Below are 24,284 nucleotides of genomic sequence, written 5' to 3' on the forward strand. Positions count from 1 at the left end.
CACACCCGATCGAGTAGCCTTGGTTGCATGGTCGAACGAGTGGCGCTGAAGAAGACGAACGAGGTCGCGGCGTACGTCCGCGCATCCATGGATCGCAAGGGCGATCGGTGGACGCTCGAGACCCAGCTGAAGAAGATCAGGGCGCTGGTCGAGGCCAAGGACTGGGAGATCGTCGGGGTGTACGAGGACAATGCGGTGTCCGCGACGAAGCGGCGACGCGATGGTACGAAGTGGTCCGAGATGCTGCAGGATGCCCGCGCCGGACGGTTCTCGAAGGTGGTCGCTGTGGACATGGACCGGCTCCTGCGCAGCACGAAGGATCTGAACACGCTGATCGACCTCGGTCTGCAGGTCGTCACCGTCGATGGCGAGATCGACCTCTCGACGGCCGACGGCGAGTTCCGGGCGACGATGCTCGCCGCCCTCGCCCGGTTCGAGGGTCGGCGCAAGGCTGAGCGACAGATCAGGTCGAACGAGCGCCGTCGCGCCGAGGGCATCCCGGTGTCGGCTTGGAAGTCGTTCGGCTGGACTAAGGCCGGAGAGATGATCGAGGAGGAGGCCGACGCCGTCCGACGCGCCTTCGACTCGTTCCTTGGCGATCCGTCCCTGTCGATCCGACGCATCCGTGATGACCTCAACCAGGCTGGTCACCGAACCGCCCGCGGGTCCGAGTTCTCCGTGGACGCGGTGCGGTATCTGCTGGCGAATCCGCTCTACGCGGGTTTGATCAAGCACTACTCGTCGAATGAGCTGCACCCCGTGAACCCCAAGGGCGAGGCGTTCAAACCCATCGTCGCCGAGGCGACGTGGAGGCTCGCAGTGGCGAAGCTGGATGACAACGTGCGGAGGTCGGCGAGGCAGGGGAATCAGCCGAAGCATCTGCTGTCGTCGGTCGGGCTGTGCGGGAAGTGCGGCGCGACTCTCGTCTCTGGAACGAACAGCCGGAAGCAGCCGACGTACCGCTGCGGCGAGCACTTCCACCTCACCCGTCAGCGTGAGCCGGTGGACGTGATGGTCACCGAGGCGGTGTTGACCCGCTTGTCCGAGACGGACGTGCATGCCCTCGTGGTGCCGCAGGAGGACGACGGGCAGGACCGCGAGGCGCTGCTGACCGAGCGGAGCTCCCTCATCGAGCGCGTGAAGGAGCTGAGCGCCCTTCTGCGGAATCCGCACCAGCCCGTCCTCGAGATCACCGAGGCGATCACGGGCGTGAGGACCCGCATCGGAGAGCTCGACGAGGAGCTGCGCGACAGCTCGGATTCGGCGGCGGAGAAGCTGTTGGCCGACGTGGACGATCCGGTCGGCTCCGCTGGCCGCCGCGCCGCCGTCGAGCAGAAGTGGGAGGCCCTGGACATGGACCGCCGCCGGATGCTCGTGGACGAGCTGATGACGGTGACCATCGAGCCCATCGTGCCCGGTCACGTGAAGTTCGACCCTGACCTGATCAAGATCCGCAGTCGCCGGCGCTGACTCGTACGCCGTCTGGGTGTTGAACGGCGAGGCGAGTTATGAAAGGATAGTTGCAGACATCATCAGAGGTCGGCGTCAGCCCGGTTCGCCACCGGGTTTCCACCTCGCTCATGGCGTTTCGGGTGGCGACAGACCGAGACACGGGGATCGCGTAACCACCGGGTGAACCGAGAAGCAGTCCAGATGCAACGGGGAACAGTCCGCCCTCGTTGACGGGAGTGGAGCGGAACGCTCCTCCCGTAAGGACTCCCGTGATGTCTGTCGTTCTTGACGACCCTCGCGCCACCGACCTCGCCCCTACCCCTGAGCGCAATCAGGACAGGGCACTGACCTCTCCTGGCGAGGATCTTGATCCCGTCATCGTCGCCGCCCGTGCCGCTGGTCGCCGGGCTGGCAAGCGCCTGGCCCGCTCTCCTCTGACCTCGCGGCAGCGTGCCGTGGTCACCTCCGTGATGGGAGGTGCGCGATGAGTGCCAACTCCACAGCGTTCGGTCATGTCACCGACTTCCATTGGCACCAAGGCCATCCCTCCCTCGCTGAGGCTGAGGCTCGCCTCTGCGATCTCGCCGTGCTCCGCTCCGCGGTGGAGGAGGCCGTCAAGCTGGCGGTCGCCGATGCCCGCGCCGAGAGCGTGACCTGGGTGAGGATCGGTGAGGCCCTCGGCGTCACCCACCAGGCCGTCATCAAGCGCTACGGCAAGGGCGGTGGCCGCTGATGAGCATCACCGACAAGGGCAAGACCACCAAGCGCAAGGGCAAGGCCGCCACGACGGGCAAGGGTAAGGGCAAGGCCACGACTCCCAAGCGTAAGAGCACGACGAACAACGCACCCCAGACGGACGAGCATCTTGAAGTGAATATCGGTGTGGATTCTGTGGATTCCGATTCCTCCGATTCCACGGATCCCACGTCTACCAGCGTCTCTGGGCGGGGGGCTAGAGCTTGCGCCCCCCGCCCAAACCACACTGTGGAAACTGTGGATTCTGCGGATCCCGAGCCCACCGAGGTGGATCCGGGCGGCAACCAGTACGCCGAGGGCGGCAAGTGGCACTACGCCGAGCAGATCAAGGGACGCATCTTCACCATCACCACGGACTGTGTCCACCCGGACACTGGCGAGGTACTGCTGACGGTCGAGACGATCGAGAAGCGGCTGTCGAAGTCGTCGGTCGAGTACTTCGCATGGGTGCTGCATGACAAGGACTGCTTCACCGAGTCGGACCTTGAGGGGAACCCTCGGGCAGTGCTCGGCGAGCACAAGCCGGATCATTTCCACGTCGTCATGCAGCTGAAGAACCAGGCATCGGTCGGCCAGGTCGCGCGCGGGTACAAGTTGCATCCCGGGTGCGTGCGCAAGAAGGAGGGGCAGGGCACCTTCCTCGACTGCATCGAGTACCTCACTCACGAGCACGAGAAGCAGCAGAAACTCGGCAAGCACCTCTACGCCGACGACGAGGTGCACTCGAACTTCGATTGGCGCATGGCGGTTGACGAACGGGTCGCGGCGCGGAAGCAGGGCTTCCACTCGGGCGCGGCGGCCAAGAAGATGAAGATCCGCCTTGCGGTGATGAACGGCCAGATGACGTTGAAGCAGGTGCGCGAAGACGAGCCGGGTGTGTACGTGCAGGATCTGGAGAAGCTCCAGAAGCTTCAGCAGGACTTCCGTCTGCACCAGCCCGCACCGCGGCACCGTACGAACTACTTCATCGGTGGCATGGCCGGAGACGAGCGCAAGGGGCGCACGGGCAAGACACAGCTGGCCAAGCTGTTCGCCCGGACTCTGTTCCGAGACCTTGATGCGGATGAGTGCTACTACGTCGCCACGGATCCGCGTGTGCCACTGCAGAATTACAAGGGGCAGCCAGTCATCATCTGGGACGACTACAACGCGCTGGACCTCATGGAGGCGCTCGGCGGTCGTTCCGGTGTGTGGCAGGTCTTCGACGACCACCCCAGCGCTACCGACGTGAACATTAAGTACGGCGCGACGCGCCTGGTGCACACGGTGAACATCATCACCAAGACCACGCCCTACGCGGAGTTCCTCGACGGTCTCGCCGGTGAGTACACCGACAAGAGCGGCAAGCAGCACAAGGCCGAGGACCGTAACCAATCGTGGGGTCGTTTCCCGGTGGTGTTCGAGGTGACGATCCACAGCATCGTCATGTTGCTGAATCGCGGGTTCGTGGATGACACCGACGACTTCCTGGCCTATGAGGAGGTCGCCCGGATGCGGGCCAGCATGCGGGAGGTCTGCGCCGGGCTGGACTCGATCGAGGACGATGCCGAACGCGAGGCCGCGACGTATCAGGTTGGCGACTTCCTGCTCCGCCCGATGCTCGATCAGCACGCCAATCTCCAGCCGGTCGCCAGCCGCAAGGCGACCGAGGTCGTCGGTGAGCTGCTCTCCGGTATTGAGATCCTCGACGGCGAGGCCCTGGAGAAGGACGCGAAGGAGGAGGCGGGGCGTGCCAGTGATCTCAAGCGCCTCGAGGCTGAAGCGTTGGCACACGCAAAGACCATCGGCGCACCAGTCGAGTACCTGACGCCTTCGGGCCAGCGCGCCGCGATGTGCCCAGACGGAGTGACGTGGGGGTGGACCAACGGTTCGCCCCTGCACCTCGTTGAGGGAGGTGCGCGATGAGCACCGAACTGGATGGGCATCACCAGGGGGTCGAGGGGGCCGGAGGCCCCTCGCAAGCTAGCCAAGGAGGACACAAGCGAAGCGCCGTGTCCGACGCGGCTACTGCTTGCCATCCGGCCGTACAGGTGGAGCAGCAGACCGACTCCCAGGTGAACACCGGTCGGGATGCTGCGGAGGCTGTGCGGCCGGATCACGGCGGCGCGAAGCGTCGTCGTGGCAGCGGCGGGCGGCTCGATACCCGCTTCGGCGAGGAGACGCTCGAGGCGCTTCGCACTCGTGCGAATCGCCTCGAGCTGGCTCCGAGCACGTGGGTGCGGAGCGTCGTGCGCGATGCTCTGCACGCCTCGCGGAGCGAGGAGCTGGACGCCGCCGTGGCCGCACACCTGCTCGGGGTCGAGGCGCGCGTGCAGGCCTCGGCGGACACCCGCGAGCTGGCCGCGCAGGTGCGTCCGCTGGCGATCAACGTCAATGACCTGGATCGCCGCGCGCGGGCCGGTGAGGCGGTGGCGCTGTCGGCGGACGTGCCCGAGCTGATCGTGCTGTTGCGCGAGATCCGTGCCCTGCTCGGAGATCGGACGGCCTCATGAGCACTACCCACTACAGCCCGAGTACCAGCGCTGCGGACACCGAAAGCTACATCCGGGGCAAGGAGGACGAGCGCGGGATCGCGATCACGTGCGATGTGCCAGGCGGTCCTGGCACCTTCGCGCGCCGTGCCCAGGCGCTCACGCAGAACACCAAGCGAGATGTCGAGGCGCTGCACTACCGGCAGTCGTTCAGCGACGAGGAGTTCGACCCGAAGAGCCCGGAGGACGTACAGCGGGTGAACGATCTGGGCTACCAGCTCGCGAAGAAGATGCACCCCCATGCCGACGCGCTCGTGGTCACGCATACCGATGGTCGGGGCGGCAAGGCCCACAACCATGTCTTGGTCATCAACCACAACAACCGGACTGGCAAGGCGCTCTCGGACTACCGCACTTTCCACGACCGCAAGGCCGGGAACCAGCGGGGCGTGCAGTCGGCCAACGACGAGTTGATGCGCGATCACGGGCTCTCGGTCGTCAAGCGCCTGGAGCACGCCCCGAAGGACTGGGAACTCCGCCGAGAGGACTTCGTCCAGGGCGGGCTCGACCGCGAGATGGGCGACCGGATGAGCGCCGCCTTGGCCGACCCGCGGTCGGTGGACAAGGCCGGCCTCGAAACGGTGATCGCAGAGCAGAGCCAGCAGCTCAGCGACGACGAGGAGCAGGTGCCGCGGATGCGGCTGCACAGCACCGTCAGCAAGAAGGGCAAGAAGGCCGGCCAGGAGACCTGGACCCTCTACATCGAGGACCGCCGCGGCGAGTCCGGCCGCGCCGAGCGCCGCAAGCGCACGAGTGCGCTCTCGGCGGACTTCACGCCGGAGGGCGCACGGGCGTTCTTCGACTACCACCAGCAGCAGAAGGAGCAGGACCATGAGCGCAGCGCTCGACAGGCTGAAGCAGCAGAACGCGCAGAGCGAATCGCCGCAGCAGCTCAGCAGTCCCGAGACGACGGAGACCTTGAACTCGATCCTCGCCGCCGTCGAGGCACAGAACGCGAGGATCGACCGACTGACCGAGCAGCAGAAGAAGCTCGCGGGGTTCGTGAAGGTCATGGACGAGGAGATGAGCAAGCGCATCGACCGGGTGTCGACCTCGCAGCCGTCCGTCAGCACGTCACCGCAGATCGAGAGCGTCGAGAGCAGGCTGACCGAGATCGAGCAGACGCTCAGCGAGTTCGTGCAGAGTCTCGACGGGAAGCGGCTGAGCGCCGCCTCGCAGAGTTTGATCGCCGAGGCGCAGAAGAATCACGCGGCTACGGCCTCGGCGATTGAGGGGCTCCAGGCGCAGGCCGGGGCGAACCAGAAGCTCGTGAGCCAGGTCGGCGGCGCGGTGCAGCGCATGGAGAAGCGGACCGAAGAGCGCGTGCAGAGGGCCGTCGAGCAGGTCACCGGGGAGGCCTCGGCTGCGATGACCGCGAACCTCGACGCGTCGAACGAGCGCGCCGAGCGGATCATGCAGGCGACGGCGAAGCTGGAGGCCCGTCAGCTCTGGTCGGCTGCCGCCGCGATGTGTCTCGCGCTCCTGCCGGTGCTCGTAGTCGTCGCCGGGCTCTGGATGGGCATCGCCGGGCTCATCACGGGCGCTCAGTGGGCGCTCGATGTGGACGGGAGCGTATGGCTCGGCATCGGGCGGTGGCTCGTGGTCACCGTGGGCCTCGCGGCGGCGGGCTACGGGCTATTCGCGTCCGTCCGCTGGGTCGTCGGCCTGGTGGAGACCTGGAAGGGCCGCGGGATGCCGAAGTGGCCGAGGTGGCGGGGGTAGCCCGCAGCTTCGTCACCGAGTGCGAAAACCGTCGAGGACGAACCCGGCGTGCCTCTGCCACTGTTGAACGCCGTCGCCCCTCTCTGCGATCGCCGCGCATGCCGCGAAGACCTGGAGTAGGTCGTCAGTGGTGACGTCGCCTCGCAGGACTCCGGCATCGCGGGCTCTGTCCATGATGCGGTGCGCCGTCACCGCGGTCTGCTCACACATCCGCATGAGCCTGGGCGACGACGGCAGCGCGCCGGTGACGGCGTCGGCGACGGCGGGGTGAGACACCTGCAGCTCGCACACCGCCATGACGTAGGAGGCGAAGCCCTCCCAGGGGTCGTCAGCTGCCAGCGCGGTGGCCGCAACTGCGTCGAGTAGGTCTGCGACCAGATCGACGATCACGGCGTCGACAAGCGCTTCCCGGCCGCCGAACAGGTGGTACAGGGTGCCGTGACTGACTCCCGCGGCTCGCGCGATCTCCATTGACCGGCACGTCGAGGCCGCGCTCGGAGAACAGCGTCACTGCCGCCTGCTTCAGGCGGTCGCTGTTGCGCTGCGCGTCCGCTCGCATTCCCTCTCCTCCTTAACTTGATCCAGATGTCAGGTTACTCCTAGTCTGACATGAGTACAACTTGACTGCCGGTCAAGTAATTCAGTCATGTAGGGAGGAACAGTCATGTCCAAAGTCATCGCCGTGTTCGGAGCGGGAACGGGTCTCGGCCAGGCCGTCGCGCGCAGGTTCGGCCGCGAGGGATACCAGGTCGCCCTCGTCGCCAGGCGCAGGGAACGGCTCGACGCGCTCGTCGGCGAGCTGGAGGCCGAGGGGATCGAGGCGGCGGCGTTCCCCGCCGACCTCGTCGACCCCGCAGTCGTCCCCGGCCTCGTCGCCGCCATCCGGGAGAGGTTCGGCCGGATCGACGTCGCCGAGTACGGCCCGATCGGGCTCGACCACTCCTTCACCCGGGCCGTCGACCTGCGAGCGACCGACCTCCAGGCATTGATTCCACTGCTGCTGCTCACGCCCGTGGAGATCGCGCACGCGCTCCTGCCGGAGTGGTCGGAGCGAGGGGGTGGTGCGTTCCTCTTGGCTGACGGGAACTCGGCGGCCGCGCCCATGCCGAACCTCGCCGGTCTCGGCACCGTCATGGCCTCGACCCGCAACTACCTCCACGGCCTCCACGCCGAGGTCGCAGACCAAGGCGTCTACGTCGGGGTTCTGACCATTGCCTCGCTCATCGACGGCAGCGAGGCCTCGGCCAAGGCCGCGGCCGCCTTCGACGAGCACGGCGGGCCCCGCGTCCCCGTCGCCGACCCGGCCGAGCTGGCAGAGATCTACTGGGAGATGGCCAGCCAGCGAGACCGCGTCGAGCGCTTCCACCCGGAGGGTCTGGCGAGGTGAATGTGCCACGAGACGGAGACGGCCTGCACTCAGGCCACGCTGCGCCAATGATGCGAGCTGCGTTGTTCACGGAGTACGGACCGCCTGAGGTCCTGAAAGTCGTCGACGTTCCGCGACCGCATCACGGTCCGGCGGAGGTCCTTGTCCGGGTGGAGGCCGCATCGGTCAATGGCGGCGATCTCGCCAAGCGGGAGGGAAAGCTCAGGCTGGCCTCGGGCAGGCGCTTCCCGAAGTCGATCGGCATAGACTTCGTCGGAGTCGTCGTCGAGCTCGGCGACGGCGCGACCGGCCTCACCGTCGGAGATCGTGTGTGGGGCACCGTCGCCGAGGGTAGTGCGACCGGCTCAGCCGCCGAGTACGTCGCCGTCCCGGCGGGGCGCGTCTCTGCGGCACCGAGCGGCCTCGGGCCGACCGAGGCAGTCACCCTGCTGGCCGGCGGCACCACCGCGCTGACCGCTCTCCGCGACACTGCCCGGCTGCGCCATGGTGAACGCGTGCTGGTCCGCGGCGGGGCAGGAGGCGTCGGCAGTGTCGCCGTGCAGGTCGCCAAGATGCTCGGAGCCCATGTCACGGCCTTGGCCAGCGAATCCAGCACTGACTTCGTGCGCGGCCTGGGGGCCGACGAGGTCATCGACTACCGGACGGATCCGCGCGAGCTCGAGCCCTACGACGTCATCTTCGACACCCGCGGCTCGCAGCTGAGGCAGTTCCGGTCTCGCCTGACCAGGAAGGGGCGGATGGTGACCATCACCGTCGACTTCGATCGCCCGCTGCGGAGCCTCGCCTACGTGGCTGCCTCTGCGATGCATGGCACCCGACGCGTGAGGGTGCTGCTGGGTAACCCCGACAGAACCCTGCTGGACGAGGTCGCACGAGCAGCCGAAGCTGGTCTCCTGCGACCCGTCGTGGTGGACACGCTCCCACTGACGGACATCAGCCGGGCGCACCGACTGCTCGAAGCCGGAGGCGTCCACGGCAAGCTCGTGCTAACTGGCAGGGGCTGAGGCTTGGCGTGGGCGGCAGGACCAGTTCGCGGTCCTGCCGCCTAGCGGACTGTTTTCCATGCCGCGGCTGGGTGCGACCTCTGGTGAGACGGGAGTACTCGTGCGCACGAAAAGTACGAGTGTCACAACCTCGACATGCGCTAGCGCAGGTCGATCACGCCGGTGCCGAGGCTGATGCGCTCGGTGCGCGCGGCCATGGCGGCGAGGATCGGGAACGGGCTGGAGAACAACCGCTGGAAGTGGTGGATGCGGATCCACGCGCCGTCCAGGCCGGCGGCCTCCGTGTCCACGGCCATCCGCACGACGTCGTCCAGCGCCGCCTTGGCGTCCGGCTCGCCGCCGGGCCGGTGGATCCAGTGCCCGAAGTTCAGGAATCCCACGTTCTTCTTGGTCATGGTTCCTTCAACACTGAAGGACTGCGGGGTGTTCCCGGCGTCACGGGCCCCAGACCTCCCCTGTCAGAGGCCGGAACGGCAAGACTGGCGGGCATGCCCGAGACCCCGAAGACCACCCCCGCCCGCGTCGACGAGGACGAGCTCGAGCTGGCCCGGCGCCTGTTCGACGCCGCCCGCCACGGGCAGACCGGCCTGCTGAGCACGTTCCTGCGGCGCGGGGTCAGCCCGGACCTGCAGAACACCGGCGGGGACACGTTCCTCACGCTCGCCGCCTACCACCGCCGCCCCGAGACCGTGGCCATGCTCCTGGAGGTCGGCGCGGACCCGGCCCTCGCCAACGACCGCGGCCAGCTGCCCCTGGTGTGCGCCGTGTTCAAGCAGGACGCGCAGTCCGCGCGGCTGCTGCTCGATGCCGGGGCCGACCCCGACGCCGGCACCCCCACCGCCCGTCAGACCGCGCAGATGCTCGGCTCGGCGGAGCTGACCGCCCTGCTCGACGGCGACGGCGTGCCGGCCGGCGCGTGAGCGGTCCGACCGGCGTCGACGTCCTCTACGACCGCCTCCGCGCCGATCTCCCCCCTCTCGCCGCGGAGCTGCAGGCGATGCTCGGTCCTGCCTGGACGGTGACGGTGGACGTCGCTGGACCCCACCCGACGGTCCGCCTCGAGCGCCCGTCCCAGGGCGGGGGACGACCGGTGGCGGCCTGGGTGACGCCCGTGCGCTGCCGCGCGGATCGCTTCCACGCGACGGCTGGCGTCGTCATGGCCCCCGGGGAGGTCGCCGCGCCCCCTCCCGACGACGACGCCGCCACCGCCTGGATCGACGCCCTGCGCCGGGTGGGCGAGGCGGCCGAGGCGGCGTGCGCCCCGGACGGCCCGGTGAGGATCTCCCGCAGCGCCGGCGGCGGGCGGATCGGCGCGGCGAGGGCCAAGGCGGACGCGGCCCGGCGCCACGGGCTGCCGCTGCGCTGGGCCAAGGGCTGGCCGGAGGACGTGCTCGGCGTCCGGACCGAGCCGGTGGCGGGGGAGGAGCTGGCGCCGTTCCTGCGGGACCTGTGCCGGATCCTGCCTCAGCTGGCGGTCGTGGCGGATGGGAGGATCGCCCCATGAGCCTGTTCCCCGCCACTTGAACCCGGACGCGCGGGTGAGGTGCAGGGCAGAGGGGCGGGCATGTTCGAACAGCAGAAGGACAAGCCCGCCCTGCCCGACGCCGACGCGCACCTATAGGAGCACACCACCGACGCCGTCGCTCCGGGTTAGGGCGCGGACCCGGGCAGCCGTCCGAGGAGATGTTCGAGCTTGCCGGTCGCATGTTCGACGCCGCTCGCACCGGGAACATGAACACGCTAACGGCGTACATCGTGGCCGGGCTCAACCCGAACGTGCAGAGCAACTCCCGTGACACGTTCCTAACCCTCGCCGCGTACAACGATCAGCCGGGGATCGTGGAAATGCTGATTCGTGTGGGTGCCGACGTGGAGCAGACCATCGACTGCGGTGCGCGCCCCCTCACCCGCTCCACGTCCAGGGGGGGCGTCTCGCCCGTGCGGCTGCTGCTCGCCGCAGGGGCCGATTCAGACGCCGGCACTCCCTCCGCGCCCGAGACGGCCAGATGTTTGGCGGCTCGAAGATCGCGCCGATGCCGGATCGGGATGGCTGCCAGGGGCAAGGCTGATATGCCGCCCGAGCAGATGAGCGCGTGTTGAAGGGTACCTCACGTGTCGAGGTGTTCGACGATGGCGCCAACCAATACCTTGTCGTCCAAAACTTTAAAATGCACTCGACCGCGTGTCGGCTCAATCTTCGTATGCCACTCGCACCGCTGATCGCCTCCATCATTTGGGAAATTAAACAAACGCTGCGCCCAAGCTTTTCTATTTTTTCGCGTATTCGGCGACTCGGCGGAAGCTTCGACGCCGAGGCTCCCTAGTCGGGCCGATCTGTCAGAGGCTACGGAATAGTTATTGAATATCTCCACTCCGAAATCATTTAAGACAGAGAGGTGCCTAATTAATTTGGGGAGCAGTTGCTCCCAGGTGACGGTTATGTCGGTAACGCGAGACCAGCAGGAACCATGAAATACGATTCGGGGAAATAGCTCACTAGATATTTGCGATAGTGCGTGGATGTCAATTTTACTTCCTGCGGAAACCAGCGCACGCGCAACGGACACCCGAGAGAAATCTCCCGTCGCACAGGGTGATTCGTCGAAGACGAGCCCAACTCCGTTGGAAGGAATTTGGCGGACGGACCAACTGAGCGGATCCGCGTGTATCAACTTAATAACAGGCCCAGCGGTATAATGCAGATCTTGACCCAGTAATTCCGCAGAGTCTTCAGCTCCGTAATGTGGGTGGTGTCCATGCACCCTACCCTGATCTTGTCCAGCTACGGTGGACATATCGATTTTGAGCGGACTTGAAACGGATATCCATCTGTAAATTTCGGTGAGTATGTCATGCGCTAACTGCGGGTGTTCAAATAAGTTTGGATTGCTGAGCAACTTATTAAGTCTATGCTGGGTAGCTGGCCCGACGGCCGCTTTACCAGTAGAGTAGAGCATCATTCTGGCCCAAAAAATGTTGCATTTCTCAGCGCCGACCCGAGGGATTACAATCTCCGGGTCAATTAGATCCAAGAATGATATTGTCATGTCAGTCCGATCCCGGCTTTGGCTGCAAAGATTGCACGGATGTCGGCCTGCGTTTCAGTGAAAAACCCCTCTGGCCAAATGGCAATATCACCCTGTTGGTCAACATCCAAATATGTGCACGTGGACCCGCATTGGGATGGCTCCACGAATCCAATATGCACATCACTCACATTGACTATTTTTTCGGCAAGGCGCCGCCTCACTCGAGTAATGAGCGCGTCACTGTGTGACTCCACAATTACGCAGACGTCGGTACGAGCCCTAGTCAAAAAATCGGCCAGGCGCGATTGCATCGCTGGGTGAAGATGCAGCTCTGGTTGCTCAATTAAAAAAATAGAATTCGCTGGGACGGATAGAAGTCCGACGACCACGGGGAGCACCTGGCTAACGCCTACCCCGAGAGAGGTTAGGTCGCGGAATCGTCCTTCATGTTCGACTTCCACTCGCACGCCCAACTTTCCCAGGGGTTGCGTCTTGGCACTGTTACCAATTTGAATTTCATTAAGCCAGATCTGCACCGCCTCAGAGAGTGACATCCGATCCGATTCCTGAAGACGGGGGTTGTAAAACTCGACATCACGTTCGGATTCTTGGGAGAGGACGCTAGCGCTGTACTCTCCCTTTTGCCCAACCGGAAGACCGTGCCCGATTTCACTCCACTGGGACCACGCTACCCGTGGTTCGTCTCTCAAGGGCCCCAGGTGCTGAACATTTTGACCAATCGAGATTAGAGATTCGCGCGTCCACGAAAGGCATCTTGTGGCACTGCCCATTTTCTCTTTTAGGATTAATTCCAGAGGGGTAGAAGGTCCGAGCCACTGACTATCTGAGCGGTGGCGTATCGAAACGACCGTGGCTCCCCTCTCGGAATATTTTTTTGCGGCAATTTCGATCAGGTCGTCTTTGATATGATCAGGTAAGTCCCTCCATGCGGCCAAGTCCGAACCGGAGGACGACAGCATTTCTTCGAATTCTTCCACGTATCCGGCTTGCTCGACCATCTCCTGCGCTGGGCCGACGAGTGTCGTCATCAAAAAGTACAGGTCACTTTGCATTCGAGAGAGTGCCTTTTGGCTCTGAGACGTAATGCCAGTCTTTGTTGCACTCGAAGAAAGTGTTTTACCCAGAAGGCCCGTGAGCTGCTCCTCCATCTTAGGTGGGTCCATCACTTGAACAATTCCCAGGGGGGCAAAGCCCCGCATCACCAGATACGTCCTCCTTAGTGAGTGCTTCAAGTGCAGCGCGTCAGTAGGATTTAACTCGGACAGGGCAGAGAGTGCCGTCTCACGGTCGGCTCCCTGTGCCTTGATTGCACTAAATACAAATTCTTCCCCGCCCGTACCCGTTCGAAGTTCGGCGATTGAAAAATCTTGCTCATCCCTCGACGTTGATAATTTGATATGGCAAAAGACATGTTGACTGCGTCGATCGGGGCTCTGCCGATTTTGAGCGCTAAAAAACGGTGTAGGGCGGAGAGTTCCCTCGATGTCAAATGAGATCGGCCCTGGTTTCTCGCCGTCGCGAACGAGATCGCGCGGGGATCCTAATCGTGCTAGCGGGCCGTTGGGGGCAATTCTCCCGTCTGCGTGTGCAGTTTGCGCTATAAACAGGAGGGACTGAATTAACGACGACTTGCCACTACTATTCATTCCCGTCAAAATGGTGGTCTTTCCTCGAGAAAGGTCTAGGGAACCCTGGCCAAGACTTTTAAAATTTCTGACCGTGATTTTCATCGTGCGCCTTTCGCGCGACATTGCTAACATTGCCTGAGGATACAGCAGGTCACAACGCGGGGAAAGGGGTGGCTACGAGGGGGCCTGGTTGTTCAGTCCCTCCGTGCTGGTGGAAGAATGGGCCTTGACATGAGTGCTTCTCCCCACCTCTCCGCCGCTCTCGGCACGCCCGCCGCCCCGCTGGTGGACGCCCCTGCCGTCGACGCCCCCGGCGTGGACCCGAACGCCGCCCTCTACGCGAAGGCCGCCGGCGCGGGCCGCCGGATCGCCGACGACGACCAGCTGCACGTGGGCCGGCACGCCGCGCCCACCACGGACCGCCTGACGCTGCCGCCTCTGACGCTCGGCCCCCTCACGGTGGACGTCCCCGTGGTCCTCGCCCCGATGGCCGGCATCACCAACACGGCCTTCCGCCGCCTGTGCCGCGAGTACGGCGGCGGCCTCTACGTGAACGAGATGGTGACCGCCCGCGCCCTCGTGGAGCGCAAGCCCGAGTCCATGCGGATCATCAAGCACGATCCGGACGAAGTGCCCCGCTCGGTGCAGCTCTACTCGGTGGACCCCGTCACCACGGGCGCCGCCGTCCGCATGCTCGTGGAGGAGGACCGCGCCGACCACATCGACATGAACTTCGGCTGCCCCGTCCCCAAGGTCACCCGCCGCGGCGGCGGCTCCGCGCTGCCCTGGAAGTCGGAGCTCTTCGCCTCGATCGTGAAGGCCGCCGTCACGGAGGCCTCCAAGAAGGACATCCCGGTCACCGTCAAGATGCGCCGCGGCATCGACGAGGACCACCTCACCTTCCTCGACGCCGGCCGCACCGCACGGGACCTCGGCGTCGCCGCTGTGGCGCTCCACGGCCGCACGACGCGCCAGTTCTACTCCGGCACCGCCGTGTGGGAGGACATCGCGCGCCTGCGTGAGGCGCTGCCGGACATCCCGGTGCTCGGCAACGGGGACATCTGGTCCGCCGAGGACGCGATCGCGATGGTCGAGCAGACCGGCGTCGACGGCGTCGTGATCGGGCGCGGCTGCCAGGGCCGCCCGTGGCTGTTCGGGGACCTGCAGGCAGCGTTCGAGGGACGTCAGGAGCGCTTCCAGCCCACGCTCGGGCAGGTGGCGGACACGCTGTACCGCCACGCGGAGCTGCTCGTGGACACCTTCGAGGGGGACGAGCTCAAGGCGCTGCGGGACATCCGCAAGCATGTGGCCTGGTACTTCAAGGGCTACCCCGTGGGCTCCGAGATCCGCACGGCGCTCTCCACGGTGCCCACCCTGGAGGCCATGCGCGAGATCCTCGCGCGCGTGGACCGGGAGCAGCCGTACCCGGGCCTGGACGCCGAGGGCCCGCGCGGCCGCTCCGGCGCCCCCAAGCGGCCCCACCTGCCGGACGGCTGGCTGGACTCCCGCGAGCTCAACGCCGAGCAGCAGGCCATGATCGCGGCCGCCGAGCTGGACGTCTCCGGTGGCTGAGGGCACGACGCCGGCGCGCGCCGCCGCGTACGGGCCCGCCTCCCAGCCTGCGCTGTTCGGCCCCGCGGGACGCCCGCCCTACGCGGGGCGTCCCGCGGAGACGCCCGGCTACGCACCGCGGGACCGGGACCGCTGGCTGCCCGAGCCGCCCAAGTCCTCGTACCGCTCGGACTTCGAGCGGGACCGCGCCCGCGTGCTGCACTCCGCGGGCCTGCGCCGCCTGGGCGCCAAGACCCAGGTGGTGGCCCCGGACGCGGACGACTTCGCCCGCACCCGCCTCACGCACTCGCTCGAGGTGGCCCAGGTGGGCCGCGAGCTCGGGCGCTCCCTCGGCTGCGACCCCGACCTCGTGGACACGGCGTGCCTCTCGCACGACCTCGGCCACCCGCCGTTCGGCCACAACGGGGAGAAGGCCCTGGACGCGATCGCGGAGGAGGCAGGCGGCTTTGAGGGCAACGCCCAGACCCTGCGCCTGCTCGCCCGCCTCGAGCAGAAGAAGCTCTTCTCGGACGGCACCTCCGCGGGTCTCAACCTGACCCGCGCCGCCCTCGACGCGGCGTGCAAGTACCCCTGGACCCGTGAGAACGCGCCCCTGCGTCCGGACGGCACCCGCTCCCGGAAGTTCGGGGTCTACGAGGACGACCTGCCGGTGTTCCGCTGGTTCCGCGAGGGCGTCCCCGGGGCGCGGACGTCCATGGAGGCGCAGGTCATGGACCTCGCCGACGACATCTCCTACTCGGTGCACGACGTGGAGGACGGCGTGGTCAACGCCGCGTTCCAGCTCAAGTGGCTGGACACGGTCCCCGAGCACCGGGAGCGCGTCGTCGAGACCACGCGTCAGTGGTACCTGCCCGTCACGGACCCGGCGGAGATCGAGGCGGGCCTGGCGCGCCTCGAGGCCACGGACGTCTGGGTGGGCGAGATGGACGGCTCCCGCCGTGCGCTCGCGGCGATGAAGGACATGACGAGCCAGCTGATCGGCCGCTTCTCCACGGCGGCCTTCGACGCCACCCGGCAGGTGTTCGGCAACGATCCGCTCACGCGCCACAACGCCGACGTCGTGGTGCCGGCCGAGACCGAGGTGGAGATCGCCGTGATGAAGGGGATCGCCGCCGCCTACGTGATGACCTCGGAGCAGCGCCAGCCGCTCTACGCGCGCCAGCGCGAGGTGCTCGCGGAGCTCGTGGAGCTGTTGGACACCACGGGGGAGAAGTACCTCGATCCGATGTTCGCGCACGACTGGCGTGAGGCCGACGACGACGCCGCGCGCCGTCGCGTGGTCCTGGACCAGGTCGCCTCGCTCACCGACTCCACCGCGATCGAGTGGCACCACACACTGGTGCGCGGGGAGACCTTCACGCGCGTCTGGATCTGAGCGAGCTCAGCCGAGCAGGGAGGGGAGCACCTCGCCCGCGCGCCCGCGCAGGCTGTGCGTCATCGCGGGCGTGAGCTCGGTGGGCTCCGGGTTCACCTCGACGACGGCGGCGCCGGCCCCCAGCGCGACGAACGGCAGGGACGCCGCCGGCTGCACGACGCCCGAGGTGCCGATCACGACGGCCAGATCGCACGCCTCCAGCGCGGCATAGGCGCGGTCCCATGCGTCGGCGGGGAGCATCTCGCCGAACCACACGATCCCCGGCCGGACGAGCCCCTCGCCGCACACCGAGCACGGCGGCGGCTGGTGCCCCAGCATCGCCTCGAGGTCGGCCTCGGAGCCCGCCGCGCCGTCGTCGGCGGCGCCGGGGTCCACGTCCGCGGGCGCCCCGCACTCCGCGCACCGGAACGCGAACAGGGACCCGTGCAGGTGCGAGAGCACGCGGGAGCCGGCGCGCTCATGGAGGTCGTCCACGTTCTGCGTGACGACCTCGAGCGCGGGCACCCGCTCCTGCCAGGCCGCGACGGCCGCGTGCCCCGCGTTCGGGGCGACGGCCCGGACCATGCGGGCGCGCCAGCGGTACCAGGACCACACCAGCGCGGGATCGGCGAGGAACGCCTCCTCCGTGGCGAGCGCCTCGGGGGAGAAGCGCTCCCACAGGCCGGTCTGCGCGTCGCGGAAGGTCGGCACGCCGGACTCGGCGCTCATGCCCGCGCCGGTGAGCACCACGGGGCGCTCGGCGGCGCGGATCAGGCGGCGGACGGCCTCGAGGTCGGGGGAGTCGAGCGGGGCGGAGGTCTGGTCGCCCATGAGCCCAGCCTACGAGGGGCGCGCGTCCCCGCTGCCGGTCACCCGTGCGAACGCCCGGCGCAGCGCCCCCGCCTTGAGCAGCACCTCGTCGTACTCCGCGTCGGCGTCCGAGTCGGCGACGATCGCCCCGCCCGCGCCGATCGACCAGCGGCCTGAGCCTCCGGTCGCGTCGTCGTCGGCTCCCGGGGCGAGGACCGCCGTGCGGATCACGATGCTCAGCTCGCACGCCCCGTCCGCGCTGAGCAGGCCGAGCGCCCCCGAATAGACCCCGCGCGGCGCCCCCTCCCACTGCGCCAGCAGCTCGACCGTGCGCCGCTTCGGCGCGCCCGTCATGGACCCGCCGGGGAAGAGGGAGCGGGCCACGTCCACGGCGGTCAGCCCCGGGAGGGCACGGCCCGTGACGGTGGAGACCAGCTGGTGCACGGACGCGTACGACTCGACCGCCATGAGCGAGGGCACCTGCACGGAGCCGGGCACGCACACACGCGTGAGGTCGTTGCGCAGCAGGTCCACGATCATGAGGTTCTCGGCGCGCGTCTTGGGGTCGGCGGCGAGCGCGCGGGCCGCGGCGGCGTCCTCGGCCGGATCCGCGTGCCGGGCCGCGGTGCCCTTGATCGGCTTGGTGCTGTACCTCCCGTCCCGGCCGGAGAGGAAGCGCTCGGGGGAGGCGGAGACCACGGCCCAGCGGTCCGGGCCGGCGCCGTGCTCGATCAGCGCCGCGTACGGGGTGGGGTGGTGCGCCGCGAGGTCCCGGAACAGGACGAGCGGGTCCACGCGCACGGCCGGGTCCACGTCGAAGCGGGTGGTCAGGCACAGCTCGTAGGACTCGCCCTCGCGCAGCGCTCCGTGGCTCCGCTCGATCAGGGCGGTGTACGCAGCCCGATCCTCGCGCCATCGCCCGGCCACCTGGGCCCCTCCGGCTGCCCCCGCCACCCCCGACGACGACGGCGCGCGCCCGCCGTCCCCGGCTGGTGCCGCGTGCGCCCGGGGGACGGTGAGGGCGTCGCGCACGCGGGCCGCCCACGCCTCGACGCCCCGCTCTGCCGCGGCCGCGTCCAGGGAGACGACGCAGCAGGTGAGCGAGCCGTCGTGATGGTCCACGACCGCGTACCGGCTGGGACGCAGCCAGAACAGCGCGGGCAGCGGCGCCGGGTCCGCCGGACCGGCTGCGGGCGGGGCGACGCCGAGGTCGGCGAGGCCAAGCTCGTAGCCGAGGAAGCCGACGTGCCCGCCGCGCAGCGGCAGGCCCTCCCCGCCGACCACGGGGCGCGGGGCCGACGCCGCGGCCAGCTCAGCCCAGGCTGCCTCGGCGTCGCGGGGGTCCGGCCGGCGGAGCACGCGCGGCCCCGGCGAGGGGACGGCCTCGGGGGAGCCGTCGGCGGCGTCCTCGCCCAGGACGTCGACGGCGTCGCCCACGATGCTCCAGCGCGCCTCGCCCGCGTCCGGCAGGGCGGAGTCGAGCCAGAACGAGGGGGCGCCGCGCACGACGGCGTGCTCGGCGACGGCGCCGGCCGCGCTCGCGGCGGTGTGCCCGAGCCCCGTGAGGGCGCCCGCGTCCAGGACCCGGGTGGCGATGTGCAGCGGCGCGGACGCGGGGGGCCGAGGCGGGGTGGGCATGGGGACCACTGTAGGAGCCCCACCCGCGTCGATCGTGACTGAACCGTGCCCTCGCCGTGATCGGCCTCATGCGTGGCGTCTGCCTAGGGTGGGGCATGGCCCTCTCGCACTCCTCGCCTCTCCGCCGGCACCGCCGCAGCGGCTTCGCGGCGCTGGCGGCCGTCGCCATGCTGGCCGGGGCCGGGTGTGCCGCAGAGCCCACCCCGTCCGAGGCGGCGCTGCCCACGGAGCGCGGCGCGGAGGTGCGCGAGCCCGACGTGCGCGAGACCGCGGAGAGCGTCCCAGGGGTCTCCGCGACTGCGCTCGAGTTCTGGCGGCCCGCGGAGTTGGTCATCGCCGAGGAGGTCGAACCCGCCGGCTCCCTCGTGGACCTGGCGGAACGGTCGGAGCTGGTGGTGTGCGGGACCGTCGCCGCGGTCCGCGAACGCGCCGGTGGCTTCGAGGGTGCCACGACACTGATGGTGGACGTGGGACAGGTCCTCAAGGGCTCGGCCGCGGGCCAGGTGCGCGTGGACGTCCACGTGCGGGTGGGGCAGACGATGGCGGGGGACGCCCTCGCGGCCCCGGACGAGGACTACCTCTGGTTCCTCACTCCGGGCGACGGCGAGGGCGTCTGGTACGCCACCACCGTGACGGGCGTCCTGGGCCCGGGCACGGACGGACCCGTCACCGCCGTGCTCCAGCCGCAGGACACCACGATGGTGGTGCCGGCCGATGTCGCCTCCCTGGACGCCGCCGCCCAGCGCGCCGGCCTGGCGGACGCCTGAGGCCGACGCGGCTCCTGCACCGCCAGCGCGGCCTCGGCTCTCGTCCCCACCCGCGCGTCCGCCCGGGGCTGAGCGCGTCGCCGCCTCCCTAGAATGGTCCGCATGGCCGGACTGATCGTGCGCAAGGACATCGACCTCGTCCGCGAGCGCGCCGATCTGAAGGCCGTCGTGGAGGAGTTCGTCACGCTGCGCTCGGCAGGCGTCGGCTCTTACAAGGGCCTGTGCCCGTTCCACGACGAGCGGACCCCGTCCTTCCACGTGCGCCCCGGCGTCGGGACCTACCACTGCTTCGGGTGCGGCGAGCACGGGGACGTCATCGCGTTCCTCATGGCGCAGGAGCACACCACGTTCACCGAGACGGTCGAGCGCCTGGCCGCGCGGGTGGGCGTCGAGCTGCACTACGAGGACGGCGCCGGTCCTGACCGCGCCGAGGTGGGCAGACGCCAGCGCCTGCTCGAGGCCAACAAGATCGCGGACGAGTTCTACCGGCGCGCCCTCGGCTCGAAGGAGGCCCAGACCGCGCGGGACTTCCTCACCGGCCGCGGCTTCACCCAGGAGCACGCCGAGCGCTTCGCCAACGGCTACGCGCCCCAGGGCTGGTCCACGCTCCTGGACCACCTGCGCCAGCGCGGCTTCCGCGACGACGAGCTGCGGGCCACTGGCCTGTTCTCGGAGGGCCAGCGCGGCCTCTATGACCGCTTCCGTGGCCGCCTGCTGTGGCCCATCCGGGACATGACGGGCGCGACCATCGGCTTCGGCGCGCGCAAGCTCTACGAGGACGACCAGGGCCCCAAGTACCTCAACACCCCGGAGACGCAGCTCTACAAGAAGTCGCAGGTGCTCTACGGCATCGACCTGGCGAAGCGGGCCATCGCGAAGGAGCGCCAGCTCGTGCTCGTGGAGGGCTACACGGACGTCATGGCCGCGCACCTGGCGGGCGTCGGGACGGCCGTGGCCACGTGCGGCACCGCGTTCGGCGCGGACCACATCAAGGTGGCGCGCCGGCTGATCTCGGACGATGGCACGGGCGGCGAGGTGATCTTCACCTTCGACGGCGACGAAGCCGGGCAGAAGGCCGCGCTCAAGGCGTTCGACGAGGACCACCGCTTCCTCGCCAAGACCTTCGTGGCGGTGGAGCCGAGCGGCATGGACCCCTGCGACCTGCGTCAGCAGAAGGGCGACGAGGCCGTGCGCGCGCTCATCGCCTCCCGCCGCCCGCTCTTCGAGTTCGCCATCCGCGCCGGTCTGAAGGACTACGATCTGGACACCGTGGAGGGCCGCGCCGGCGCCCTGCGCCATGCCGCGCCCATCGTGGCCGGCATCAAGGACTCCGTGCTGCGCCCCGGGTATGAGCGCGAGCTCGCGGGCTGGCTCGGGCTCGATCCGAACGCGGTGCACCGGGCCGTCGCCGCCGCGGCGCGCTCCACCCCACGCTCCGAGCGCGGCGAACGGGGAGAGCAGGCGACGCCCGCCGCCTCGATGTCGGCGAACCCCACCTCGGCCACCCCCACGTCGGCGGACCCGGCGTCGGGCGAGGCCCCGCAGGTCCCCGTGGAGCCGCTGCTCGTGCGCGTGGACCCGCGCGATCCGGTGGCCCGGCGCGAGCGCGAGTCGCTCGAGGTGGTGCTGCAGCACCCCACACTGCTCTCCGCCGAGCAGTGGACGGCGCTGTACGAGGCGCGCTTCACCGTGCCGCAGTTCGCGGCCGTGCACCGGGGCGTCATGGCGGCGGGCTCCTCCGGCGCCACGCCCGCGCGCTGGGTGGACGCCGTGCGGGACGCGGTCCCCGAGGAGGTGGGCGGCGTCGTCTCCGAGCTGGCGGTCCGGGACCTGCCCGCCCGCACCGAGGCGGACGTGGACCGCTACTGCCGGGACATCATGAACCGCCTCTTCGCCCTCCAGATCGTGCACCGCAAGGAGGAGCTGCTGGGTCAGCTGCAGCGTCTGGGCCCGCAGGGCGATCCGGCCGAGTTCATGCGCCTCAACAGCGAGCTCATGGAACTCGAGGCCCGGCGACGGGCCCTGCGCGCCGACGACTGAGGGGCCACGGGCAGAGCGGGACCCCGCCACGTCGAGGCGTGACGGGGTCCCGCGCTGCCCGTGGCGGCGACGGCGCGGATCGGTGGCGTACCGATCAGTGGCGCGCCGTTCAGTCGATCTCGACGACCTCGTTGCTCTCGGCGTCGATCACATCGAAGGCGGCGTCGTGCCCGGCGGCCTCAGACGAGGAGGCGGCGACGGCGCTCGGGTGGCGCAGACCCATCCGTTCTGGTAGTGTTTCCTCCGTTGCTCGGGCGGCTGGATCGCCCGAGACGCATTCCTCCGTAGCTCAATTGGCAGAGCATTCGACTGTTAATCGAAGGGTTGTTGGTTCGAGTCCAACCGGAGGAGCTCAGTAGGAGCTCTTGAAATCCGCGAAGCCCCTGCACCGACCAGGTCGGTGTGGGGGCTTCGTCGTACCTGGAGAATGTCCGGGCCCAAGAGGTCGGCCAGAGTGACGTCCAGGACCTCAGGTAGGGACTGATGCACCCATAGGTGACAGTCGTCTTCACGCCGCGTCTGCGGGCGTGTGGTCCATGATCAACTCGTACTCGACCGGCGTCAATCGGCCCAGGCGCACCTGCCGGCGGCGGCGGTGGTAGGTCCGCTCGATCCAGGTGATGATCCCGGCCCGCAGCTCGTCCCGGGTGTCCCAGTCACGCCGGTCCAGCACGTTCTTCTGCGGCAGCGCGAAGAAGGATTCCATGGCCGCGTTGGCCCCGGCTGAGCCGACTTGGCCCATCGAGCCGATCAGCCCGTGGCGAGTGAGCCCGTCCTGGAATAGGGCCGAGCGGAATCGCGAGCCGCGGTCCGAGTGCACGATGCACCCGGCCACCACCGAGGCGCCGCCGCGGCGGGCCACGGCCTGTTCGAGGGCGTTCACGGCCAACGAGGCCTGCATCCGTGAGGCCATGGAGTACCCCACGATCCGCCCGGCGTGCACGTCCTTGATCGCGCAGAGATAGAGCTTGCCCTCACCCGTGGGGTGCTCCGTGATGTCGGTCAGCCAGAGCCGGTTCGGGGCTTCCGCGGTGAACTGGCGTCGGACGTGGTCATCATGCACGGCCGGGCCGGCATCCGTTCTTGCCGTGCTTAGCCCCGAATGCGGAGTGCCACTGGTTCTCATGGCAGAGCCGCCAGGCAGTCCGGGCGGCCATGGGTTCCCCGGCCGCCTCGGCCTCGTCCCGCAACAGCCGGTACCCGAACTCCGGATCGTTGAGGTGCGCGTCGTGTAGCGCGTTGGCCCGGTAGGCCTGCTCCACCTCAGAGGTGGTGATGGGCTTCTGCCGCCAGCGGTAGTAGGGCTGGCGGGCGAGCTTGAGGACCCGCAAGGACACCGCCACGGGGACACCGTCAGCGGCGAGCTCGGACACGAGCGGGTACATCATTTTTTCGGCAGGTTCGCCTGGGAGAGGTAGGCCGCGGCGCGGCGTAGGACTTCGTTCTCCTGCTCGAGCAGCCGGATCCTGCGGCGGGCTGCGCGGAGTTCTTCGGCCTCGGCCTTGGTGGGGCCGGGCTTGTTCCCGGCTTCGATCTCGGCCTGGCGCATCCAGTTCGTCAGACAGGAGAAGCTGATCCCGAAGTCCTTCGCGATCTGCTTCAAGTGGGTGCCGGGCTCACGGTTCTGGGCGACGCGGACGACGTCGTCGCGGAACTCTTGGGGGTAGGGGGCGGGCATGGTGCACATCCTTCCCTGTGGTGTGGTAACACCACAGATCGTATGTCACCTACACGCGCATCAGTCCCATCGTAGAGATGGGTCAGAGCACCACGGCCAGGACTTCCTCATCCTCGCGGAATCCGGCCCTCAGAGGCTGACAGTCATACGAGTCCCCCGTCGAGCCGACCGAGGCGACTGCACCGGCCTCGGATAGCCGCTGGGTGTATCGCACCGCAACGTACTGGACTCCTTTATCGCTGTGATGCCGTAGCCCGGCCACGTCTTGGCCTGCACGCTGACGCGTCCAGAACGCCATCTCCAACGCGTCCAGGGCCAGGTCCGTGCGCAGCGACTTCGACAGCTGCCACCCCAGCACCCGGCGGGAGAACACGTCGATGATGAACGCGGCGTACACCCATCCCGTGAAGGTGCGGCAGTAGGTGATGTCTTACGACCCACAGCTGATTCGGGGCAGCTGCGGTGAAATCGCGCTGCACCAGATCCTCGCGAGAATCCGGTCCCCGGCCCGGCACTGTCGTGCGCGGACCCTTCGCGCGGCTGATCCCGCGCAGGCCTGCGGCCCGCATGAGCCGCGCGACCGTGCACCGGGCCACCTGCAGGCCCTCCCGACGCAGTTGCGCGTGGACCTTTCGGGCCCCCTAGACCCCGTCGTTGGCCTCGTGCACCCGCCGGATCTGAACAAGCAGCCTCGCGTCCGAGAGGCTGCGTGCCGAGGGCGGGCGCGTCTTGGCCGCGTAGTACGTGCTCGGTGCGATCTGTGTGCCTGCCGCGGACAGCGTGGCGCAGATCGGCTCGACACCGAAGTCGTGCTTGTGCTCGTCGATGTAGTCCACGATCAGCGCTGTGGGCGTCTCGAGCATCCGCCGCGAAGAACGCCGACGCCGAGCGCAGG

The 24,284-nt window shown here is 68.3% G+C and carries 22 protein-coding genes, 1 tRNA gene and 3 pseudogenes; 16 read left to right on the forward strand and 10 right to left on the reverse strand.

What is annotated here, in order from left to right; all coding sequences use genetic code 11:
• Nucleotides 1–27: 27 nt before the first annotated feature.
• The 6 genes and pseudogenes from NJC10_RS03535 (at nucleotide 28) to NJC10_RS11220 (ending at nucleotide 6,461) form a co-directional block, all read left to right on the forward strand.
• A complete protein-coding gene (locus NJC10_RS03535) occupies nucleotides 28–1,470 on the forward strand; it encodes a recombinase family protein (RefSeq protein ID WP_017823593.1) in 1,443 nt (480 codons plus the stop codon).
• A gap of 568 nt (nucleotides 1,471–2,038) precedes the next feature.
• On the forward strand, nucleotides 2,039–2,185 hold the full coding sequence (locus NJC10_RS03540; RefSeq protein ID WP_319074621.1) for a hypothetical protein: 147 nt from the start codon (nucleotides 2,039–2,041) through the stop codon (nucleotides 2,183–2,185).
• Entirely contained in the window at nucleotides 2,185–4,113 is a 1,929-nt protein-coding gene (locus NJC10_RS03545; RefSeq protein WP_083871812.1) for a Rep family protein, read from the forward strand. Before NJC10_RS03540 ends, NJC10_RS03545 begins: the two co-directional genes overlap by 1 nt.
• A complete protein-coding gene (locus NJC10_RS03550; RefSeq protein ID WP_031307331.1) occupies nucleotides 4,110–4,700 on the forward strand; it encodes a hypothetical protein in 591 nt (196 codons plus the stop codon). Before NJC10_RS03545 ends, NJC10_RS03550 begins: the two co-directional genes overlap by 4 nt.
• Nucleotides 4,697–5,158, forward strand: a pseudogene (locus NJC10_RS11215) (relaxase/mobilization nuclease domain-containing protein); the annotation flags it as partial. The gene NJC10_RS03550 and the pseudogene NJC10_RS11215, both read left to right, overlap by 4 nt.
• A 412-nt stretch (nucleotides 5,159–5,570) precedes the next feature.
• Nucleotides 5,571–6,461, forward strand: coding sequence for a hypothetical protein (locus tag NJC10_RS11220; RefSeq protein WP_017824303.1), 891 nt, complete (start codon nucleotides 5,571–5,573; stop codon nucleotides 6,459–6,461).
• 12 nt (nucleotides 6,462–6,473) lie between these two features.
• Here the strand turns inward: NJC10_RS11220 and NJC10_RS03565 are convergent, their stop codons facing one another.
• Nucleotides 6,474–6,932 (reverse strand): TetR/AcrR family transcriptional regulator, encoded by a 459-nt coding sequence (locus tag NJC10_RS03565; RefSeq protein ID WP_017824304.1) that lies wholly within the window; start codon nucleotides 6,930–6,932, stop codon nucleotides 6,474–6,476.
• Between the two features lie 193 nt (nucleotides 6,933–7,125).
• Here NJC10_RS03565 and NJC10_RS03570 point away from each other — a divergent pair, with 193 nt between their 5' ends.
• Complete coding sequence (locus tag NJC10_RS03570; RefSeq protein ID WP_258301019.1) at nucleotides 7,126–7,848, forward strand: SDR family NAD(P)-dependent oxidoreductase; 723 nt, start codon at nucleotides 7,126–7,128, stop codon at nucleotides 7,846–7,848.
• Between the two features lie 62 nt (nucleotides 7,849–7,910).
• Nucleotides 7,911–8,852, forward strand: a complete 942-nt coding sequence (locus tag NJC10_RS03575; protein ID WP_258301018.1) for an NAD(P)-dependent alcohol dehydrogenase — start codon at nucleotides 7,911–7,913, stop codon at nucleotides 8,850–8,852.
• A gap of 140 nt (nucleotides 8,853–8,992) precedes the next feature.
• Here the strand turns inward: NJC10_RS03575 and NJC10_RS03580 are convergent, their stop codons facing one another.
• Nucleotides 8,993–9,247, reverse strand: a complete 255-nt coding sequence (locus NJC10_RS03580; protein ID WP_319074632.1) for an LLM class flavin-dependent oxidoreductase — start codon at nucleotides 9,245–9,247, stop codon at nucleotides 8,993–8,995.
• Between the two features lie 93 nt (nucleotides 9,248–9,340).
• Here NJC10_RS03580 and NJC10_RS03585 point away from each other — a divergent pair, with 93 nt between their 5' ends.
• The 3 genes from NJC10_RS03585 to NJC10_RS03595 all read left to right on the forward strand — a co-directional run bounded on the left by NJC10_RS03585 (nucleotide 9,341) and on the right by NJC10_RS03595 (nucleotide 10,952).
• Nucleotides 9,341–9,772 (forward strand): ankyrin repeat domain-containing protein, encoded by a 432-nt coding sequence (locus NJC10_RS03585; RefSeq protein ID WP_319074634.1) that lies wholly within the window; start codon nucleotides 9,341–9,343, stop codon nucleotides 9,770–9,772.
• Nucleotides 9,769–10,356, forward strand: a complete 588-nt coding sequence (locus NJC10_RS03590) for a hypothetical protein (protein ID WP_319074636.1) — start codon at nucleotides 9,769–9,771, stop codon at nucleotides 10,354–10,356. The genes NJC10_RS03585 and NJC10_RS03590 overlap by 4 nt, the downstream gene beginning before the upstream one ends.
• 179 nt (nucleotides 10,357–10,535) lie before the next feature.
• Nucleotides 10,536–10,952 (forward strand): ankyrin repeat domain-containing protein, encoded by a 417-nt coding sequence (locus tag NJC10_RS03595; RefSeq protein ID WP_319074638.1) that lies wholly within the window; start codon nucleotides 10,536–10,538, stop codon nucleotides 10,950–10,952.
• 8 nt (nucleotides 10,953–10,960) lie between these two features.
• Here the strand turns inward: NJC10_RS03595 and NJC10_RS03600 are convergent, their stop codons facing one another.
• Nucleotides 10,961–11,884, reverse strand: a complete 924-nt coding sequence (locus NJC10_RS03600; RefSeq protein WP_319074640.1) for a hypothetical protein — start codon at nucleotides 11,882–11,884, stop codon at nucleotides 10,961–10,963.
• Nucleotides 11,885–11,895: 11 nt separating this feature from the next.
• Nucleotides 11,896–13,662: an AAA family ATPase gene (locus tag NJC10_RS03605; protein WP_319074642.1), complete on the reverse strand. Its 1,767-nt coding sequence runs from the start codon at nucleotides 13,660–13,662 to the stop codon at nucleotides 11,896–11,898.
• A gap of 99 nt (nucleotides 13,663–13,761) precedes the next feature.
• On the opposite strand from NJC10_RS03605, the gene dusB reads away from it, so the two are divergent.
• Nucleotides 13,762–15,102 carry a tRNA dihydrouridine synthase DusB gene (gene dusB / locus NJC10_RS03610; protein WP_319074644.1) on the forward strand — a complete coding sequence of 447 codons (1,341 nt, stop codon included), beginning with the start codon at nucleotides 13,762–13,764 and terminating at the stop codon, nucleotides 15,100–15,102.
• Nucleotides 15,103–15,154: 52 nt separating this feature from the next.
• Complete coding sequence (locus NJC10_RS03615) at nucleotides 15,155–16,477, forward strand: deoxyguanosinetriphosphate triphosphohydrolase (RefSeq protein WP_319074787.1); 1,323 nt, start codon at nucleotides 15,155–15,157, stop codon at nucleotides 16,475–16,477.
• Nucleotides 16,478–16,483: 6 nt separating this feature from the next.
• Here NJC10_RS03615 and NJC10_RS03620 read toward each other — a convergent pair whose 3' ends face one another.
• Complete coding sequence (locus NJC10_RS03620) at nucleotides 16,484–17,287, reverse strand: NAD-dependent deacylase (protein WP_319074647.1); 804 nt, start codon at nucleotides 17,285–17,287, stop codon at nucleotides 16,484–16,486.
• A 9-nt stretch (nucleotides 17,288–17,296) separates the two neighbouring features.
• Complete coding sequence (locus tag NJC10_RS03625; RefSeq protein ID WP_319074649.1) at nucleotides 17,297–18,904, reverse strand: anthranilate synthase component I family protein; 1,608 nt, start codon at nucleotides 18,902–18,904, stop codon at nucleotides 17,297–17,299.
• 95 nt (nucleotides 18,905–18,999) lie between these two features.
• Between NJC10_RS03625 and NJC10_RS03630 the strand changes: the two genes are divergently transcribed.
• The 3 genes from NJC10_RS03630 to NJC10_RS03640 all read left to right on the forward strand — a co-directional run bounded on the left by NJC10_RS03630 (nucleotide 19,000) and on the right by NJC10_RS03640 (nucleotide 22,062).
• Nucleotides 19,000–19,671, forward strand: a complete 672-nt coding sequence (locus NJC10_RS03630; protein ID WP_319074650.1) for a hypothetical protein — start codon at nucleotides 19,000–19,002, stop codon at nucleotides 19,669–19,671.
• 102 nt (nucleotides 19,672–19,773) lie between these two features.
• The gene (gene dnaG, locus NJC10_RS03635; RefSeq protein WP_319074652.1) at nucleotides 19,774–21,711 is read left to right on the forward strand and encodes a DNA primase; all 1,938 of its coding nucleotides are present in this window, start codon (nucleotides 19,774–19,776) and stop codon (nucleotides 21,709–21,711) included.
• A 278-nt stretch (nucleotides 21,712–21,989) separates the two neighbouring features.
• Nucleotides 21,990–22,062: transfer RNA gene (locus NJC10_RS03640), tRNA-Asn, on the forward strand.
• A 157-nt stretch (nucleotides 22,063–22,219) separates the two neighbouring features.
• Here NJC10_RS03640 and NJC10_RS03645 read toward each other — a convergent pair.
• The 4 genes and pseudogenes from NJC10_RS03645 to NJC10_RS03655 form a co-directional block, all read right to left on the reverse strand.
• A pseudogene (locus tag NJC10_RS03645) lies at nucleotides 22,220–23,389 on the reverse strand (IS3 family transposase).
• A gap of 82 nt (nucleotides 23,390–23,471) precedes the next feature.
• On the reverse strand, nucleotides 23,472–23,816 hold the full coding sequence (locus NJC10_RS03650; protein ID WP_319074788.1) for a DDE-type integrase/transposase/recombinase: 345 nt from the start codon (nucleotides 23,814–23,816) through the stop codon (nucleotides 23,472–23,474).
• 115 nt (nucleotides 23,817–23,931) lie between these two features.
• Nucleotides 23,932–24,018 (reverse strand): annotated as a pseudogene (locus NJC10_RS11225) (IS3 family transposase); the annotation flags it as partial.
• A gap of 12 nt (nucleotides 24,019–24,030) precedes the next feature.
• Nucleotides 24,031–24,252, reverse strand: coding sequence for a hypothetical protein (locus tag NJC10_RS03655; RefSeq protein WP_319074654.1), 222 nt, complete (start codon nucleotides 24,250–24,252; stop codon nucleotides 24,031–24,033).
• Nucleotides 24,253–24,284: the final 32 nt, after the last annotated feature.

Source organism: Micrococcus sp. M4NT (assembly GCF_033790745.1).
GTDB lineage: Bacteria > Actinomycetota > Actinomycetes > Actinomycetales > Micrococcaceae > Micrococcus.

Excerpts from the sequence above, each read along its gene's own strand:
- NJC10_RS03655 (WP_319074654.1), bottom strand. The coding sequence starts at position 24,252 with ATGCTCGAGACGCCCACAGCGCTGATCGTGGACTACATCGACGAGCAC.
- dnaG (WP_319074652.1), top strand. The coding sequence starts at position 19,774 with ATGGCCGGACTGATCGTGCGCAAGGACATCGACCTCGTCCGCGAGCGC.
- NJC10_RS03545 (WP_083871812.1), top strand. The coding sequence starts at position 2,185 with ATGAGCATCACCGACAAGGGCAAGACCACCAAGCGCAAGGGCAAGGCC.
- NJC10_RS11220 (WP_017824303.1), top strand. The coding sequence starts at position 5,571 with ATGAGCGCAGCGCTCGACAGGCTGAAGCAGCAGAACGCGCAGAGCGAA.
- NJC10_RS03535 (WP_017823593.1), top strand. The coding sequence starts at position 28 with ATGGTCGAACGAGTGGCGCTGAAGAAGACGAACGAGGTCGCGGCGTAC.
- NJC10_RS03605 (WP_319074642.1), bottom strand. The coding sequence starts at position 13,662 with ATGTTAGCAATGTCGCGCGAAAGGCGCACGATGAAAATCACGGTCAGA.
- NJC10_RS03585 (WP_319074634.1), top strand. The coding sequence starts at position 9,341 with ATGCCCGAGACCCCGAAGACCACCCCCGCCCGCGTCGACGAGGACGAG.
- NJC10_RS03550 (WP_031307331.1), top strand. The coding sequence starts at position 4,110 with ATGAGCACCGAACTGGATGGGCATCACCAGGGGGTCGAGGGGGCCGGA.
- NJC10_RS03630 (WP_319074650.1), top strand. The coding sequence starts at position 19,000 with ATGGCCCTCTCGCACTCCTCGCCTCTCCGCCGGCACCGCCGCAGCGGC.
- dusB (WP_319074644.1), top strand. The coding sequence starts at position 13,762 with ATGAGTGCTTCTCCCCACCTCTCCGCCGCTCTCGGCACGCCCGCCGCC.
- NJC10_RS03595 (WP_319074638.1), top strand. The coding sequence starts at position 10,536 with ATGTTCGAGCTTGCCGGTCGCATGTTCGACGCCGCTCGCACCGGGAAC.
- NJC10_RS03620 (WP_319074647.1), bottom strand. The coding sequence starts at position 17,287 with ATGGGCGACCAGACCTCCGCCCCGCTCGACTCCCCCGACCTCGAGGCC.
- NJC10_RS03580 (WP_319074632.1), bottom strand. The coding sequence starts at position 9,247 with ATGACCAAGAAGAACGTGGGATTCCTGAACTTCGGGCACTGGATCCAC.
- NJC10_RS03570 (WP_258301019.1), top strand. The coding sequence starts at position 7,126 with ATGTCCAAAGTCATCGCCGTGTTCGGAGCGGGAACGGGTCTCGGCCAG.
- NJC10_RS03565 (WP_017824304.1), bottom strand. The coding sequence starts at position 6,932 with ATGGAGATCGCGCGAGCCGCGGGAGTCAGTCACGGCACCCTGTACCAC.
- NJC10_RS03625 (WP_319074649.1), bottom strand. The coding sequence starts at position 18,904 with ATGCCCACCCCGCCTCGGCCCCCCGCGTCCGCGCCGCTGCACATCGCC.